We start from the raw sequence: 15479 nt of genomic DNA, 5'->3' as shown, positions 1-15479 counted from the left end.
GCCCTGACCCATCATCTGCTGCATCATCGCGGGCATGCCCTCCGCGACGAAGCCGGTGACCTCCCGCGCGTGCGCACGGATGACATCGGTGAGGGCCGGATCGTCGGCGGTCTCCTCGGCGATCACGCCCTTGGGGGTGAGGGTGAGCTTGCGGCGGTAACCGCCGGCCTGCCGGAAAAGGGTCGGCAGGCTTTGGCTCATGCAGCTGACTTCGGTGCCCTGATCGAGGTGGGCGTACATGCTCGAAACATGCGCCTGCAGTTGGGCCGCCAGGTCCGGCGACGCCGATTCGGTGGTGGTGCGCACGCGCGGGAGGTCACCGGCTTCGTCGCGGAGGGCATGCCCGCGATGATGCAGCAGATGATGGGTCAGGGCCGGATGGGTTGCGGCGGGATGATGGGGCCGCGCAGGCCCTAGAAGGGCGGCGGCTCGTCGTCGTCCGGTGGCGCGGGGCCCCCGGGTGAAGCGTGGGCGGCCAAGCTGCACCGCCGGTTCCGCTGGCGTTCGGTGGCGATGCGCCGGGCCCGGTTCCGGGCGCGGGTGCGGGTGCGGAGCGGCATCGTTGCCGTGCGCTCGCCGTAGCACTCCCGCTCGGCGGGAGTGGGCACGTCGCCGGTGGGCGCGCACAGGGTCGGGAACAGCAGCGCGCTGCCGGGGGTGGTGACGTAGCGGTGTCCGTCGGGCAGCCGCCAGATGACGGTGCCGTCGGGCAATTGCTCGTCGCGCCAGCCCCAGAACGTCTTCAGCAAATGATGTTGGCGGCAAAGGCATTTCAGGTTCGACGGATGCGTCACACCACCATCGGAGTACGGGATCGTGTGGTCGATGTCGCAGTCGGCAGCAGGACGGTCACACCCCGGCGCCCGACACGTCAAATCACGGCACCGCACGAAGTCGGCCAGCCGGGTCGAGGGCATGTAGCGCGGTTCGGCCTGCGCCGGAACGCTCAGCGGCACCAGCCGCGCCGACCGGGCCAGCTCGGCGATCAGCTCGGCAGAGATCAGCCCGTCGGCGCCCAGCTCCGAACCCGGAGCCGACCCCCGGCCCCGGACGCCGGCCCGCTCGGCGACGACATGGATGACGACCGGCGTTGCCGCCGGCCGCTTTCCGGCCGCACAGTCGGCGCGCCCACAGCGACAGCCCAGCCGATCCGCCGCGGCCGCCAGCGCTCCCAGCGCGTCGGCGCGCCGCTGGTCGCGGCTGCGCGGGTCGTGCTCACACACCGTGTCCGCCAACGCATCCAACCGCTTGTCCAAGGCGTGGGCGTCGGGACTGAACAGGCTGCCGTGGATTTCCGACATGCCGCCCTCGAGATCCTCGATCCCGACGCAACGCTCGGCCCGGGACTGGTCGTGGCGGCGCACCGCATCGACGTCGGCCTTGGCCACGATCTTGTCCACCTCGCCGGCCAGCCGGCCCCGCGTCATCGAGGGCCACCGCGCCGCGCGCATCGCCAGCTCGGCGTCCACGGCGGCCAACACGGCGGCGTCGGTGATCAAGTCGGTGCGGTACACGATGGTCTGAAACAGCCGAAAACCGATGTTGCCGGCCCGAAACACGGCCGCCACCCGTGGCAGTCGTTCACGCATGGCGAGCGCGTACTTCATGAAGCTGCCCGCCATGGCCAAGCTGACGCGGAAGGCCGCGGCCACCTCGGCACCCACCGCCGCCCAGGTGTCCACCGCCCAATCCGACTCCTCACCGCACTGGGCACGGCGCAGTTCGAACAGGTCCCCGATGGCATCCAACCGATCCGCCACCACCTGCGCCTCCAGTCGCCACGACGCGCACATCCGGTCCACCAGCGCGCGCGACCGCTCGCACTGCGGGGGCTCCCAATACTCGTGCACGCGGGTATCGAACATAGGTTCGAGAATAGCCGGACGGGCCGACGCGCGTATCGCCCAACGCCGCCGGTTGTGGATAACCAGCGTCAGCCTCCCCCTCCGAAGCCCATCGCGACGAAGGCAGCGGCCACCAGCGCTGCCAGCATCACGATTTCGGGCCACGGTCGCCACGGCCGGGCTTCGATGGCATAGGACATGACCTTGATCGGCCCGGCCGGCGACGGGGGTTCCTGCTCGCGGGTCAACGGTTCGTGGAACTGATGAAAATACAGCTGGATCAGTGTCGCGCCGACCCACAGCCCGATGAGGAAACTCACCGGCTTCACCCCGGCGAGGAACAGCACGATCACCATCGCGGCGGCGAGGATGAGTGACGCCGCATCCGATTTCGCCGTCGCCCGGACCTTGCCGCCGTAGGCCTTGTCCAGCGCGGCGCGGCGACGCCGGTAGGGCAGCATGAAGAACGTGAACTTGGCGAGGATGTGCACACCGGCCAGGACGGCGAGCACGGTAGCTGCGATGGTCACCGACCCAGTCTCACAGGACGAGAGCCGGACTGCGTCAGGGCACCCGGGTCCGATGCCGCTTGTCGTGCGGCGGCACGCCGTTGACGCCGCCGATCGACTGGGCGTAGCTGCCCACCGCGTAGGCGGCGCCGGAACCCATGACGGCCAACGCATCCCGGTTGATGTTGTCGACGGTCTCGCGGGGGCCCTGGTAATTGGGGTCGAACGGGACGCCGGCTTGCCCGCCCCATAGTCGGGCCTGCACCGTCGTCTTCTGCTGCGTGGAGCCGGCGGTCAAGCCCCCGATCGGCACGCCCGCGACCATGAAGGGATGGTAGTCGGCGAGGGTGCTCAGCGGCATGTCGGCGGGCCGCTTGCCGGCCAGGTTCAGATACCCGGCCAGGGTGCGCTCGATGCCGGCCGACCCGTCGGGGACGTCGGCGTAGGTCACCCCGGGCGCCGGCGGCCCGGACTGATCGCCGTCGTCGGTGAAGAAACCGGCGTTGGGAGATCCGAGCGCGGTGAAGTTGAGGTACATCGCGATGTCGTTGAGTTGGTCGACGTTCATGCCGAACACGTAGTCCATGACGCCGTTGAGCCCGTCTTCGTCGGCGCCCCAGAACGCGAACCGCACCGCGTTGTTCACCGGCGCCAGGGGGCCCAGCTGCAGCGCCGTTTCCAGCACCGCGGCCACCCCGGTCCCGTCGTCGTTGATGCCGGGGCCGCCGCGCGGGCCGTCGAGATGCGCGCCGACCATGACCACTTCGTGTTACGGGCGTCGAGCACCAGGTGGACGGGCGCGCTCGCGCCGGCGAGCGCGGCCGCGACGGAGGGACCGGCCACCGCGACCGGCACGGTCAGCTGCTTGAAGTAGCCTGGCGTGAACAACGTGGGCGGGGCGCCCTGCCCAGACGGCGCGCTGAGCACGACCAGGGCGGCCGCGCCCTTGACCACCGCGGCGTTCTGCTTGTCGACCACCGAGCAACGCGCGTCGTCGACGACGGCGATCGAGCCCTTGGGCAGCGCGGAAGGGTAATCGCCGGCCGCACAGCCCGACGGCTGGCCGGGCCGGACCGGTAGGCCGGTCAGGCCGCTGGGCGGTGTCTGCACCAGCAACGAGGCCTGGTCGACGGTGTAACTGCGGCCGGCGACCGTCACCGCCGGCCTGCCCGGGGAGACGGTGTACAGCCGGTCGAACTGGGGCGTCACCACCTCGAAACCCCTGTCGCGCAAGGCTTTCACCACGTAGTCGACGCTGGCGTCGTAGCCCGGGGTGGCGTCCGCCCGGTTGCCCTTGTTGGCGTCGGCGATGTGCTGCAGCGCGCGCAGGTGGGCGAGCATCCCGTCGGCGGTCACTTTCGCCGCCAGGGTGCGGCCCAGATCCGGTGCGGCAGAGGGAGATCCGGGCCGGGGCGACGAGCATCCGGCCAGCAGCGCGGCCGCGAGCAGCAAGGTCACCCCCAGACGGCGGGTCATGGCTTGGTAAGGACGTGACGTGTGCGGTCCTCCATCGTGGGCATCCCGTTGTGACCGCCGATGTCCTGGGCGTAGAGACCGACGGCGTAGGCGACGCCGCCGCCGTTGACGCCCAGTGCCGACCGGTCGACGTGTTCGAGGGTGTCGGTCCTCTGGTGATAGTTGGGGTCGAAAGGCTGGTCGGCCGTCCCGCCCCAGAGCTTGGCCTGCTCGGCGGACATCTTGGCCTCGGCGCCGGAGAACAGGCCGCCGGCGGGGACGCCCGCGAGGGTGAACCCGTCATAGTCGGAGCGGCCGTCGAACGCCGTGTCCTGCGCGGTCTTCCCGGCGGACTTCAGGTAGGCCACCAGCGTGCGCTCGATGCCGGCCGACCCCTCGGGTACCACCGGCTGACCGCGGGCGTCGGCAGGCAGCGATTGGTCCCCGTCATAGGTGAAGTAGCCGGGATTGGGCGACGCGAGCATGTCGAAATTCAGGTACAGCGCAATGCTTTTGAGCGCGGTCAGGTCCAGCGACTCGACGTAGTCGCGCGATCCGATCAGGCCGAGTTCCTCCGCACCCCAGAACCCGAACCGCACCGCGTTGCGCACCTGCGGCGAACTCCCCAGCCGCAGCGCGGTTTCCAACACGGCCGCCACCCCCGAGCCATTGTCGTTGATGCCCGGCCCGTCGGGCACGCTGTCCAGGTGTGCGCCCGCCATGACGACGTTGGCCGTCGACCCCGTCTTGGTCTGCGCGATCACGTTGCGGGCCTTGAAGCTCTGCACGCTCGCGTTCAGCTTGATGGTGGCGGGCCCGGGCCGGGTGCGCAATTGCACGCCCACGGACTTGGTCACGCCCACCACCGCGATCTTGACCAATGTGTCGGGCCCCAGGGTGCCACCCATCTTCTGCTCGTCGACGTTGTCGGCGACGATCATCGCGACCGCGCCGTGCTGCGCCGCGACGTCCTCCTTCTGGGCGAAGGGGCAGGTGCCGCGGTCCACCAGCACCACGGCCCCCTGCACCGGCAGGTTCCCGTAATCCGACGCCGCGCAACCGAGAGCGTTGCTGGCGGGCAGGGCCACGAGCGGCCCGCTCACCCCGTCCGGCGGGGTCCCGAGGCTGAAGTCGAGCGCGTGCGCCTCCACCTCCACACCACCGACCGTCACCACCGGCTTGTCCCCGTGGAACACCCGCGCCGAGAACTCGGGGGTGGCCACGTCGAAACCGCTGCCGCGCAACGCGTTTACCACGTAGTCGACGCTGGCCTCGTAACCGGGGGTGCCCACCGCCCGGGTGCCGTTGTTGGCGTTGGCAATGTCCTGCAGCTTTGCCAGGTGGGCCATCATCGCGTCGGTCGTGACTTTGTCGTGCAACGCGCCGGCGAACTTGACCGCGTCCGGGTTACCGGTCGCCGGTTGCGCGTGCCGGTGAAAGCAGCCGGCCGAGAATGCGGTCAGGACGACCATGACAAGCGCCGCCGGGATCGTCGCGCGTTTCTTCACCATCGCGCCCCAGGTTAGACCGCGTCGCGAGCGGCCGGGATCAGGACACGGCGGTATCAGACGTAGAGCGCAGTGAACGGCGCAAAGGGAATGTTGCGCACCACAAACCACGCCGCGACCAGCACCAGCGTCACGGCCGCGGCCCAGCGGCGGTGTTGCCAGCTGCGGACGCGCCTGCCCGCCAGGCGTCCATGGGTCCAGGCGAGGTACGCCCACACCAACAGCACGACGGCCGCCAGGCCCAACGCATTGAACCTGGCGGCCGCCATCAGGTTGCCGTGCATCAGGGAATACAGCATGCGCAGGCTGCCGCATCCCGGACAGTCGATTCCCAACAGCGCCTTGGTGGGACACACCGGCAGCGGCCCGTTGGGGGTGGTCGGGTCACCCGCCCAGATGACGGCGCACATCAACGTCGCGGAAGCCGCCACCACCAGGGGTGCTCCCAGACTCTGCGGCGCCGACCCTTGGCGGGTCACCATGGTCGCGAACCGGGCTTAGAACATCGCGGCGAGTGCCGCGTTGGTGTTCGTGTTGAGCGCGCCGACCGCCATCAAGATGCCGTAGATGATGGCGACGACGACACCGATGACGGCCGACCAGATCACCCACTTCTTGGCGCTGTCGGCGGATGCCTGTGCCTCGGCGTAACGACCCTGTGCCCAAAGACCATTGACTTGGCTGGACTTGACGATCGCCACGATCCCGAACGGGAGGCAACAGAACAGGGTCACCAGGATCGACCACACCAAGTAGTTGTTCGGCGCCTGCCCGGCGGGCTGCTGCGGCGGATAACCAGGCGGCGGAGGGGGTGGTGCCGGCGGTTGGGTCATGAATTCTCCAGTCCCGAGAAGTTAGCTGGCGTGAAGCGGTGCTAACCATACCCGAGCACAGTCGCGGCGGCACTAGCAATTTGAAAATCCGCTTTTGAACCGCCGGCGCGCGGCGCACGCCCTCCCGCGAGGGTTTCCCGGCCAGGGCGGGCCGGCCACGCGAAAACAATTGACGGTCATGACCTTTCGGAACGGCCGTTGCGTGACCGTCACGCTGCGGCGTCGAGAAGGATGCCCAGACAGACAATTTCCAGCGGAATGTGTTGCTTTGTCACGACATAGCTCTACGATCCCTAGTTAGCGGAAGCGTGTTTCTCCGGTGAGCGACGCCGGTTCGACAACCGCCTAGGAGTCACAGGATGTTGCATCCCAGCAACGCGCTGCGGACCGCGACTGCCGCGGTGCTGGCGGGCGCTGTCGCCTTAGCGGGCACGGGCACCGCAACCGCGGATCCCGCCAATGCGGGTAGCCCGTCGGACGTCAACACGCTCGCGGCGTCGCTGTCGAAGGGATATGGGCTGAACAACTGCACTCCCCAGAGCGTCACCACCGGCGAGCTGGCGTCGCTGACCTGCGCGCAGAGCCCCGACCCGAGCGGCCCGGTCCAGGCCAAGTACATCCTGTTCAACAACGCCGACAACCTGGCCGGCTCATTCAAGGCGAGCATCAAAGACGACGTGCTGGGCACGTGCGGCGACAGCGGCCAGTCCCCCACCAACTGGCACCAGGGCAGCAACAGCGGCAACGCCGGCCAGGTGGCGTGTGGGACGTATCAGAACGCCGCCGAGATCATCTGGACCACGGACTCGAAGAACATCTTGAGCTACATCCGCGGGTCCAACACCGACGCCGCGGCGCTGTACCAGTGGTGGCGCGCCAACGGCTGACGTTCTTAGTTGGGGGGCAACGGGTTTCTGCATCACCCATCCATCAACCGCAGGGAGTCAACGAAATGTCACATCTCACCACCGCGCTGCGAGCCGTGTCGGCGGCGCTCTTCACCGGCAGCCTGGCTCTGGCGGGTAGCGCACCCGCGCTCGCCGAACCCAACACCGGCAGCGCGGCCGACATGAACACGCTGGCCGCCAATCTCTCGAAGGGTTACGGCCTCAACAACTGCAAGCCGCAGGAGTTGACCGAATCCGGCGAACTGGCCGAGCTGCTGTGCGGGCAGAGCCCCGACCCCAGCGGACCGGGCTCCGGTGTCTACGCCCTCTTCTCCAACGGCACGAATCTGGCCTCGGCGTTCAGTTCCACCATCAAGGACGTGTCGCTGGCCGCGTGCGGGGACGCCGGGCAGTCGCCGGGGACCTGGAAGCAGAACGGCCAGACGGGCGGGCAGATCGCCTGCGGCACCTACAAGAACTACGCGACGTTGACCTGGACCACCGACGCCAAGAACGTGCTGGGCCACCTCACCTCGTCCAACGCCGACGTCAACGCGCTCTACCAGTGGTGGCGCACGAACGGCTGACCCGTCAGCACAGCGCGGCCACCAGCTCGGCGACGGCGCGCATGCCGGCGGCGTTCGGGTGCAACGGCGCCGCCCGGCCCGGCAGCGGCACACCGGGTCTGGTGGTCCAAGGGGCGGCCGACCACGCGTGGTGATCCCGGCTGGCCGCCGCGGCGCGCACCACGTCGCAGCCGGTCGCGCTGGCCGCGTCGGCCGTGAGCCGTTCCAGCGTCGCGGCCACGTGGCGACCGAGGTCGGCGTCCGCGTCGCAAAGCGGGGCCGCCGGCGTGCCCGCGGGCGGCAGGACGGTCAGGTAGTCGACGAAGAAGACCCGGGCCTGCGGGGCGCGTTCGCGCGCCGCGTGACCGACCGAGCACAGCGATTCGAAGACCGCGTCAAGGGCCCGGCTCCGCGCATCGGGGTCCAGCAGCTCGGCAATGCGCCCGCGCAGCACCGGCAGCCGCCGGAACCGACGGGGCAGGGAAGCGGCCATCAGCAGCGGGATGTAGCCGACGTCGTTGCCGCCGATGGTGATCGTCACCAGCGATTCCGAGCCGTCGAGGGCGGTGATCTGGGGCGGCGCGCCGCGCTGGCGGTCGGCGAGCACGTGGGCGGTGGTCGCGCCGGAAAAGGTGACGTCTACCAGTTCGAGGCCGCAGCGCTGCGCGACCAGATGCGGATAGTTGCGGGCCGACCGGCCCGAGCCCAAGGGCGCGTTCGCGGCCCGGGGCCGGATGCCGGGACCGGCCGCCATCGAACTTCCCAGCGCCACATACCGTTTCATCGATCGGGACTGGATGCCTGGGCCCAGAAACGTTTGGGGATCCGCCCGGCCCGGCGGGCCAGATAGCCGGCGGTGACGGCGGCGGCCATCGCGGCCGCCATCGCCGCCGGATCGGCGGCCCGGGTCACTGCGGTGGCCAAAAGCACGGCGTCGCAACCCAGTTCCATCGCCAGCGCGGCGTCGCTGGCGGTGCCGATGCCGGCGTCGAGCACCACCGGGACCCCGGCCCGGGCGACGATCATCTCGATGTTGTGCGGGTTGGTGATGCCCAGGCCGGTGCCGATCGGCGAGCCGAGGGGCATGACCGCCGCGCATCCGGCGTCCTCGAGCCGGCGCGCCAACACCGGGTCGTCATTGGTGTAGGGCAGCACGACGAACCCGTCGTCGACCAGTTGCTCTGCCGCCCGGACCAATTCGACCGCGTCGGGCAACAGCGTGCGTTCGTCGGCGATGACCTCCAGCTTGACCCAGTTGGTGTTCAGCGCCTCGCGCGCCAGCCGCGCGGTGAGCACCGCCTCGGCCGCGCTGCGGCACCCCGCGGTGTTGGGCAGCGGCACGATGCCGAGCCGGTTGAGCAGGTCCAGCAGCCCGGTCCCGCCCTCGGCGTCGACGCGCCGCATCGCCACGGTGGTCAGCTCGGTACCCGAGGCGACCAGCGCCTCTTCCAGCGCGGCCAGGCTACTCGCTCCCCCGGTGCCCATGATGAGGCGCGAGGAGAAGCTGCGATCGCCGATCGTGAGCTTTGACTCAGCCACCCTGCACCGCCGTCACCACCTCGAGTCGAGCGCCATCGAAAAGTGTTGTCGTCCAACTGGACCGGGGCAACACGGCGTCACCCATCGCCACCGCGACACCGCGGTCGGGGTAGCCCAGCGACTCCAGCAGCGCGGCCACCGTGGTCTGTTCGTCGACCTCGACCTTCCGCTCGTTCACCATGACGATCATGACCGAACTCCGACGGGGGCCAGTTGGGAGAGGATTTCTTCCGCGGTCCACGGCGCCAGCAGGAACCCGGACCGGCCGTGTCCGCCGGCGACCAGGGTTCGCTCGTCGAGGCGCCGCACCAGCGGCAGGTTATCGGGTGTCATCGGGCGCAGCCCGGCGGCGCACTCGGCCAGCTCGTACTCGCCCAGCGCCGGCAAGACCGCGCAGGCGTCGTCGAGCAGGTCGCGCACTCCGGAGACGACCGGGGCGGTGTCGCGCCCATGCTCGTACTGGGTGGCCCCGACCACCACCCCGTCGGCGCGCGGAACCAGGTAGACCTGCCGCCCGCGCACCCGGGCGCGAATGACGCGCTGCGGCACCGGCATACACCCGCGCCGCCAGCGCAGGCGCAGCACCTCCCCCTTGACCGGCCGCACGGGCAGGCCCGGCCACAACGCGGGGGCGTCGATGCCGTTGGCGATCACCACCGCGTCGCCGTCGACCGTTAGGTCGTGCGCAGGCCCCGCCCAGCGCACCCCGAGGCGCTCGCACTCCGCCGAGAGGGCTTGCAGCACCGCGCGGTTGTCCACCGCCAGCTCGGTGGGCGCCCGAAAGCCGTGCCGGATGCCCTGGGCCAGCTGCGGTTCCAGATCCCTGGCGGCCGACTCCCAGACCACCGGATGCCCCTGCTCGCACAGCCAGTCGGCGACGGTGCGCAGGTCCGCGACGTCGGCCCGGTCGACGGCCACCACCAGCGATTCCCGGGCGGTGACCACCTGCGGCGGCAGGCCGTCGAGGAAGCCCTCGCGCCACAGCCGCAGCGACTCGCACCCGAGCCGCAACAGCCGTTCCTCACCGGGCCAGCCCTCGCTGTGCGGGGCCAGCATGCCGCCGGCCACCCAGGACGCGCCCTGGTCGGTGGTGCGGTGCACGCGCACCGACCACCCGGCCTGCGCGGCGCGGCGCGCCACCGCCAGCCCGATGACGCCGCCGCCGATGACGGCCAGCGACCCAAGGTCTGTCGGCATTCCTGGCCTCCCTTCGCCGGCATGACCCGGATCAGGTGTGACGGTAAGGGCAGGCGCGCCCACTCTCAGACCCCGTTCCCGGGACTCCCGTGTCTGCAAGTTCTTCGGCTCCCACGCTAGCGCGCTAGCGTCGCGGTGTGCATCAGCGAGTTTCCCGGCTGGCCGCGGCGCGGCTCTACCTCTGCACCGACGCGCGCCGGGAGCGTGGCGATCTGGCCCAGTTCGCCGACGCCGCCCTGGCCGGCGGGGTCGACATCATCCAGCTGCGCGACAAGGGCTCGCCGGGTGAGCAGCGGTTCGGGCCGCTCGAGGCGCGCGAGGAACTGGCCGCGTGCGAGATTCTGGCCGACGCGGCCCGACGGCACGGCGCCCTGTTCGCGGTCAACGACCGGGCGGACATCGCCCGCGCGGCCGGCGCCGACGTGCTGCACCTCGGGCAGGGCGACCTGCCACTGGACGTCGCGCGCGGGATCGTCGGCCCGGACACGCTGCTCGGCCTGTCCAGCCACGACGCCGGCCAGGCCGCCGCCGCGGCCACCGGGGTGGCCGACTATTTCTGCGTCGGCCCGTGCTGGCCCACCCCGACCAAACCGGGCCGCGAGGCGCCGGGCCTGGGGCTGGTGCGGACCGCCGCCCGGCTCGGCACCGAGAAACCGTGGTTCGCGATCGGCGGGATAGACGAGCAGCGGCTGCCGGAGGTGCTCGCGGCCGGCGCCCGCCGCATCGTGGTGGTGCGCGCGATCACCGCGGCCGCCGACCCGCGGGCCGCGGCGCAACGGCTCAACTCAGCGCTTGCAGCAGCGAGTTGATCCGGGGATGCATGGGCGTCTGGTCGGCGTCACCCGGCACGCACCAGACGAACACGCCGGCCTCGATCTCGAACGTGCGGGGCAGGTGCCGCCGCCGCTCGTCGGCGTGATCCAGCGGCACCAGCGCCGTCGCCGTGCGCAGCCGGTGCCAGCTCGCCGCGAAGCCGGGATGCAACGGCAGCCCGGCCACCTCCTCCTCGGCGACCCAGCGCATCTCGGCGCTCTCCCCGTTGGGCACGGTGTGCAGCAACTCGGGCGCGTCGGCGACCACCGTGGTGTAGGTCCAGCGCGCCCCGCCGAGCCCCGCGATGTCGGCGGTGACCACCGTCGAGCGCACGGTCACCAGCTCGCCTGCCAGCCCGGCCTCCTCATGGGCCTCGCGGACCGCGGTCTCCTCCGGCGTCTCGTGGCTGTCGCGGGCACCGCCCGGCAGGCCCCAGGTGCCGCCTTGATGGCTCCACACCGCGCGATGCTGCAGCAGCACCGCGGGGGTGCCGTCGGGCCGGGGGGCCCGCAGCAGCAGACCGGCCGCACCGAAGCGGCCCCAGTACGGGGTGCCGCTGCTGGAAACCACCCAACCGTCGCCGTCGCCGTGCACGGGTTTCAGGATATGCGCGTGATCGCCTGGTCAATCGGTCTGCCTCCACCCATCAGGCGGAACATTCTCTTAGAATTCGCTTATAGAGTTGGTGCAGCGTTTCAGTGGCCGCGAAAGATGAGGGCTGATAACACGTGACGGTTGAGCTGGCGCACCCGTCGACAGAGCCGCAGGGGTCGCGGTCGCCGGCCGAGCCAGCCCATCCGCGCTGGTGGTTCATCTCGACCACGCCGGGCCGGATCCTGTCGATCGGCATCGTCCTGGCGGTGCTGGGCGGCATCTGCGCGTTCGCCACCTCGACGACCATCAACCACCGGCAGCAGGTGCTGACGACGGTGCTCAATCACACCGAACCGCTGTCGTTCGCCGCCGGACGGCTGTACACCACGCTGTCGGTGGCCGACGCGGCGGCGGCCACGGCATTCATCGCCGAAGCCGAGCCGCCGCCCGTTCGGCAACGCTACGAGCAGGCCATCACCGACGCCGCCGTGGCGGTGACCCGGGCCTCGAGCGGGCTCACCGACGAACCGCTGGTGCAGCTGCTGGGCCGGATCAACGCCGAACTGGCCGTCTACACCGGCCTGATCGAGATCGCGCGGACCAACAACCGGGAGGGCAACCCGGTCGGGTCGTCGTACCTGTCGGAGGCCTCCGGGCTGATGCAGTCGACAATCCTGCCGGACGCCGCGCAGCTGTATCAGGCCACGTCGGAGCGGGTGGACGCGGAAACCACCGCGTCGACCCAGATCCCGGCGCCGGTCATCCTGGTGGTCACCGCCACCGCGGTCTTCGGCGCCTTCGCCCATCGCTGGCTGGCCCGGCGCACCCGGCGCCGGATCAATCCGGGCCTGGTCGTGGGCGGCCTCGCTATTCTCGTCATGGTGGTATGGGTCGGAACAGCGCTGACCATCTCCACGACCGCCAGCCGTAGCGCCAAGAACACCGCCGCCGACTCGCTGCGGATCGTGACCAACGTCGCGATCACCGCCCAGCAGGCGCGGGCCGACGAGACGCTATCGCTGATCCGTCGCGGGGACGAGGAGAAGCGCAAGCAGTCGTTCTATCAGCGGATCGACTCCATGCACCAGCAGCTCGACCAGTACATGGTGCGCAGCGACGCCGTCGACAAACCCGACCTGCAGGGCGCCGACCAGCTGCTGTTGCGCTGGCGGCAGGCCAACGACCGGATCAACTCCTACATCTCGGTCGGCAACTACCGGGCGGCCACCCAGGTCGCCCTGGGCAGCAGCGAAGACGACTCCACCCCCGCGTTCGACAAGCTGGAAGACCAGCTGGTCAAGGCCATGGACCAGAGCCGCACCCACCTGCGCAACGACGTCCTCAACGCCCGCAGCGGGCTGTCCGGCGCGCAGGTCGGCGGCGTGGTGCTCAGCCTCGGCGCCGCCATCGCGGTGGCGCTGGGCCTGTGGCCGCGGCTGAAAGAGTATCGATAATGACGCGGCCGGCCCGGTTGCGGCGGGCGGGCGCCGTGCTCGCCGCGCTGGCAACGGTGGGGGTGCTGGCGGGATGCTCGCACACCGAGTCGCTCACGGTCGCCAAGGTGCCGACGCTGCCGCCGCCCACCCCGGTCGGCATGCAGCAGCTGCCGCCGGAGCCGCCGCTGCCGCCGGACGACCCCAGCCAGGGCTGCGACCTGACCGCGAGCCTGCGGCCCTTCCCCACCAAGGCCGAGGCGGACGCCGCGGTCGCCGACATCCGCGCCCGCGGCCGGCTGATCGTCGGGCTCGACATCGGCAGCAACCTGTTCAGCTTCCGCGACCCGATCACCGGGGAGATCACCGGTTTCGACGTCGACATCGCCGGCGAGATCGCCCGCGACATCTTCGGCGCCCCGTCGCACGTCGAGTACCGCATCCTGTCGTCCGACGAGCGCGTCACCGCGCTGCAGCACTCCGAGGTCGACGTGGTGGTCAAGACCATGACCATCACCTGCGAGCGGCGCAAGGAGGTCAACTTCTCCACCGTCTACCTGGACGCCAACCAGCGCATCCTGGCCCCGCGGGACTCGCCCATCGCCAAGGTGGGCGACCTGTCCGGCAAGCGGGTCTGCGTGGCGAAGGGGACCACGTCGCTGCACCGGATCCGCCAGATCGACCCGCCCCCCGTCATCGTGTCGGTGGTCAACTGGGCCGACTGCCTGGTGGCGATGCAGCAGCGCGAGATCGACGCCGTCAGCACCGACGACTCGATCCTGGCCGGGCTGGTCGAAGAGGACCCCTACCTGCACATCGTCGGGCCCAACATGGCCACCCAGCCCTACGGCATCGGGGTCAACCTCACCAACACGCCACTGCTGCGGTTCGTCAACGGCACGCTGGAGCGGATCCGCCGGGACGGCACGTGGAACACGTTGTACCGCAAGTGGTTGACGGTGCTGGGACCCGCGCCCGCCCCGCCCACGCCGAGGTATTCCGACTGATGACCGAGTCGGAGAAGACCCAACAGCCGGAACCGGGCCCCGAAGACGTGAGCCCGGGCACCCAACCGCCGGACACGCAGGGCGGCCCGACGACGGGGCGAATCCAGGCCACCCAGGCGCTCTTCCGTCCCGATTTCGACGATGACGACGACGATTTCCCGCACATCTCGCTGGGCACCCTGGACACCGATTCGCAAGACCGGGTGACGATCGGGACGCGGGTGCTGCCGCCGGTCAGACACCTCGGCGGCGGACTGGTCGAGATCCCGCGGGTGCGCGACATCGACCCGCTCGAGGCGCTGATGACCAACCCGGTGGTGCCGGAGGCCAAGCGGTTCTGCTGGAACTGCGGAAAGCCGGTCGGCCGGTCGAAAAAAGGCGTCAAGGGCGAGTCGGAGGGCTGGTGCCCCGCCTGCGGCAGCGCGTATTCGTTTCTGCCGCAGCTGAATCCGGGCGAAATCGTCGCCGGGCAGTACGAGGTCAAGGGTTGCATCGCGCACGGCGGACTGGGCTGGGTCTACCTGGCGGTCGACCACAACGTCAACGACCGCCCGGTGGTGCTCAAGGGCCTGGTGCACTCCGGTGACGCGGAGGCGCAGGCGATCGCCATGGCCGAACGGCAGTTCCTCGCCGAGGTGGTGCACCCGCAGATCGTGCAGATCTTCAACTTCGTCGAGCACAAGGACCGCAACGGCAACCCGGTCGGTTACATCGTCATGGAGTACATCGGCGGGCAGCCGCTCAAGCACGGCAAGGACAAGAAGCTGCCGGTCGCCGAGGCCATCGCCTACCTGCTGGAGATCCTGCCCGCGCTGACCTATCTGCACTCGATCGGCCTGGTGTACAACGACCTCAAGCCGGAGAACATCATGCTCACCGAGGAGCAACTCAAGCTGATCGACCTGGGCGCGGTGTCGCGGGTCAATTCGTTCGGCTATCTCTACGGCACCCCGGGGTTCCAGGCGCACGAGATCGTGCGGACCGGCCCGACGATCGCCACCGACATCTACACCGTCGGCCGTACCCTGGCGGCGCTCACGGTGAACCTGCCCACCCGCAACGGCCGCTACGTCGACGGCCTGCCCGAAGACGATCCCGTGCTGACGACGTACGACTCGTACCGCCGGTTGCTGCGCCGGGCCATCGACCCCGACCCGCGGCGCCGGTTCGCCACCACGGAGGAGCTGTCCGCCCAGCTGATGGGCGTGTTGCGGGAGGTGGTGGCCCAGGACACCGAGGTGCCGCGGCCCGGGTTGTCGACCATCTTCAGCCCCAGCCGCTCAACGTTCGGGGT

The 15479-nt window shown here is 70.2% G+C and carries 17 protein-coding genes, 2 pseudogenes and 1 riboswitch; of the genes and pseudogenes, 7 read left to right on the top strand and 12 right to left on the bottom strand.

What is annotated here, in order from left to right:
* Nucleotides 1–312: pseudogene (locus tag A9X04_RS25990) on the bottom strand (hypothetical protein); the annotation flags it as partial.
* On the opposite strand from A9X04_RS25990, the gene A9X04_RS31170 reads away from it, so the two are divergent.
* Nucleotides 250–417 carry a hypothetical protein gene (locus A9X04_RS31170; protein WP_197509404.1) on the top strand — a complete coding sequence of 56 codons (168 nt, stop codon included), beginning with the start codon at nt 250–252 and terminating at the stop codon, nt 415–417. The pseudogene A9X04_RS25990 and the gene A9X04_RS31170 overlap by 63 nt on opposite strands.
* Here A9X04_RS31170 and A9X04_RS25985 read toward each other — a convergent pair.
* From A9X04_RS25985 to A9X04_RS25960, 6 genes and pseudogenes are all read right to left on the bottom strand, one after another.
* Nucleotides 414–1865, bottom strand: coding sequence for an HNH endonuclease signature motif containing protein (locus A9X04_RS25985; RefSeq protein ID WP_067927036.1), 1452 nt, complete (start codon nt 1863–1865; stop codon nt 414–416). The genes A9X04_RS31170 and A9X04_RS25985 overlap by 4 nt on opposite strands.
* A gap of 68 nt (nt 1866–1933) precedes the next feature.
* Entirely contained in the window at nt 1934–2374 is a 441-nt protein-coding gene (locus tag A9X04_RS25980) for a hypothetical protein (protein WP_156764541.1), read from the bottom strand.
* 34 nt (nt 2375–2408) lie between these two features.
* Nucleotides 2409–3829, bottom strand: a pseudogene (locus tag A9X04_RS25975) (M28 family peptidase).
* Nucleotides 3826–5319, bottom strand: a complete 1494-nt coding sequence (locus A9X04_RS25970) for a M28 family metallopeptidase (RefSeq protein ID WP_067927034.1) — start codon at nt 5317–5319, stop codon at nt 3826–3828. Before A9X04_RS25970 ends, A9X04_RS25975 begins: the two are co-directional and overlap by 4 nt.
* A 53-nt stretch (nt 5320–5372) precedes the next feature.
* A complete protein-coding gene (locus A9X04_RS25965; protein WP_067927033.1) occupies nt 5373–5798 on the bottom strand; it encodes a DUF2752 domain-containing protein in 426 nt (141 codons plus the stop codon).
* A 15-nt stretch (nt 5799–5813) separates the two neighbouring features.
* Nucleotides 5814–6149, bottom strand: coding sequence for a CD225/dispanin family protein (locus A9X04_RS25960; protein ID WP_067927030.1), 336 nt, complete (start codon nt 6147–6149; stop codon nt 5814–5816).
* A gap of 359 nt (nt 6150–6508) precedes the next feature.
* On the opposite strand from A9X04_RS25960, the gene A9X04_RS25955 reads away from it, so the two are divergent.
* Together A9X04_RS25955 and A9X04_RS25950 are read left to right on the top strand one after the other, a co-directional pair.
* Complete coding sequence (locus tag A9X04_RS25955; RefSeq protein ID WP_067927028.1) at nt 6509–7036, top strand: serine/threonine protein kinase; 528 nt, start codon at nt 6509–6511, stop codon at nt 7034–7036.
* Nucleotides 7037–7101: 65 nt separating this feature from the next.
* A complete protein-coding gene (locus A9X04_RS25950; RefSeq protein ID WP_067927025.1) occupies nt 7102–7623 on the top strand; it encodes a serine/threonine protein kinase in 522 nt (173 codons plus the stop codon).
* A gap of 4 nt (nt 7624–7627) precedes the next feature.
* Here the strand turns inward: A9X04_RS25950 and A9X04_RS25945 are convergent, their stop codons facing one another.
* The 4 genes from A9X04_RS25945 to thiO form a co-directional block, all read right to left on the bottom strand.
* On the bottom strand, nt 7628–8386 hold the full coding sequence (locus A9X04_RS25945; RefSeq protein WP_067927022.1) for an SGNH/GDSL hydrolase family protein: 759 nt from the start codon (nt 8384–8386) through the stop codon (nt 7628–7630).
* Nucleotides 8383–9141, bottom strand: coding sequence for a thiazole synthase (locus tag A9X04_RS25940; RefSeq protein ID WP_067927020.1), 759 nt, complete (start codon nt 9139–9141; stop codon nt 8383–8385). Before A9X04_RS25940 ends, A9X04_RS25945 begins: the two co-directional genes overlap by 4 nt.
* Nucleotides 9134–9331 carry a sulfur carrier protein ThiS gene (gene thiS / locus A9X04_RS25935; RefSeq protein WP_067927017.1) on the bottom strand — a complete coding sequence of 66 codons (198 nt, stop codon included), beginning with the start codon at nt 9329–9331 and terminating at the stop codon, nt 9134–9136. The genes A9X04_RS25940 and thiS overlap by 8 nt, the downstream gene beginning before the upstream one ends.
* Nucleotides 9328–10338 carry a glycine oxidase ThiO gene (thiO, locus tag A9X04_RS25930; protein WP_067927015.1) on the bottom strand — a complete coding sequence of 337 codons (1011 nt, stop codon included), beginning with the start codon at nt 10336–10338 and terminating at the stop codon, nt 9328–9330. The genes thiS and thiO overlap by 4 nt, the downstream gene beginning before the upstream one ends.
* Nucleotides 10329–10439, bottom strand: a riboswitch (TPP riboswitch). It overlaps the preceding gene by 10 nt.
* Nucleotides 10440–10475: 36 nt before the next feature.
* On the opposite strand from thiO, the gene thiE reads away from it, so the two are divergent.
* A complete protein-coding gene (thiE, locus tag A9X04_RS25925) occupies nt 10476–11147 on the top strand; it encodes a thiamine phosphate synthase (RefSeq protein ID WP_067927012.1) in 672 nt (223 codons plus the stop codon).
* Here the strand turns inward: thiE and A9X04_RS25920 are convergent.
* The gene (locus A9X04_RS25920) at nt 11119–11745 is read right to left on the bottom strand and encodes an NUDIX hydrolase (protein WP_067927008.1); all 627 of its coding nucleotides are present in this window, start codon (nt 11743–11745) and stop codon (nt 11119–11121) included. The two genes, thiE and A9X04_RS25920, sit on opposite strands and share 29 nt — an antisense overlap.
* A 134-nt stretch (nt 11746–11879) precedes the next feature.
* Here A9X04_RS25920 and glnX point away from each other — a divergent pair, with 134 nt between their 5' ends.
* The 3 genes from glnX to A9X04_RS25905 all read left to right on the top strand — a co-directional run.
* Nucleotides 11880–13199, top strand: coding sequence for a protein kinase G-activating protein GlnX (gene glnX / locus A9X04_RS25915; RefSeq protein ID WP_067927005.1), 1320 nt, complete (start codon nt 11880–11882; stop codon nt 13197–13199).
* On the top strand, nt 13199–14185 hold the full coding sequence (locus A9X04_RS25910) for a glutamate ABC transporter substrate-binding protein (protein ID WP_067927001.1): 987 nt from the start codon (nt 13199–13201) through the stop codon (nt 14183–14185). The genes glnX and A9X04_RS25910 overlap by 1 nt, the downstream gene beginning before the upstream one ends.
* The coding region (locus tag A9X04_RS25905; RefSeq protein ID WP_156764540.1) for a serine/threonine protein kinase at nt 14185–15479 on the top strand (1295 nt) is incomplete at its 3' end. The genes A9X04_RS25910 and A9X04_RS25905, both read left to right, overlap by 1 nt.

Source organism: Mycobacterium sp. E3247 (assembly GCF_001667785.1).
In the GTDB taxonomy this organism is placed as follows: domain Bacteria; phylum Actinomycetota; class Actinomycetes; order Mycobacteriales; family Mycobacteriaceae; genus Mycobacterium.
This window is presented reverse-complemented; position numbering and strand designations above follow the sequence as displayed.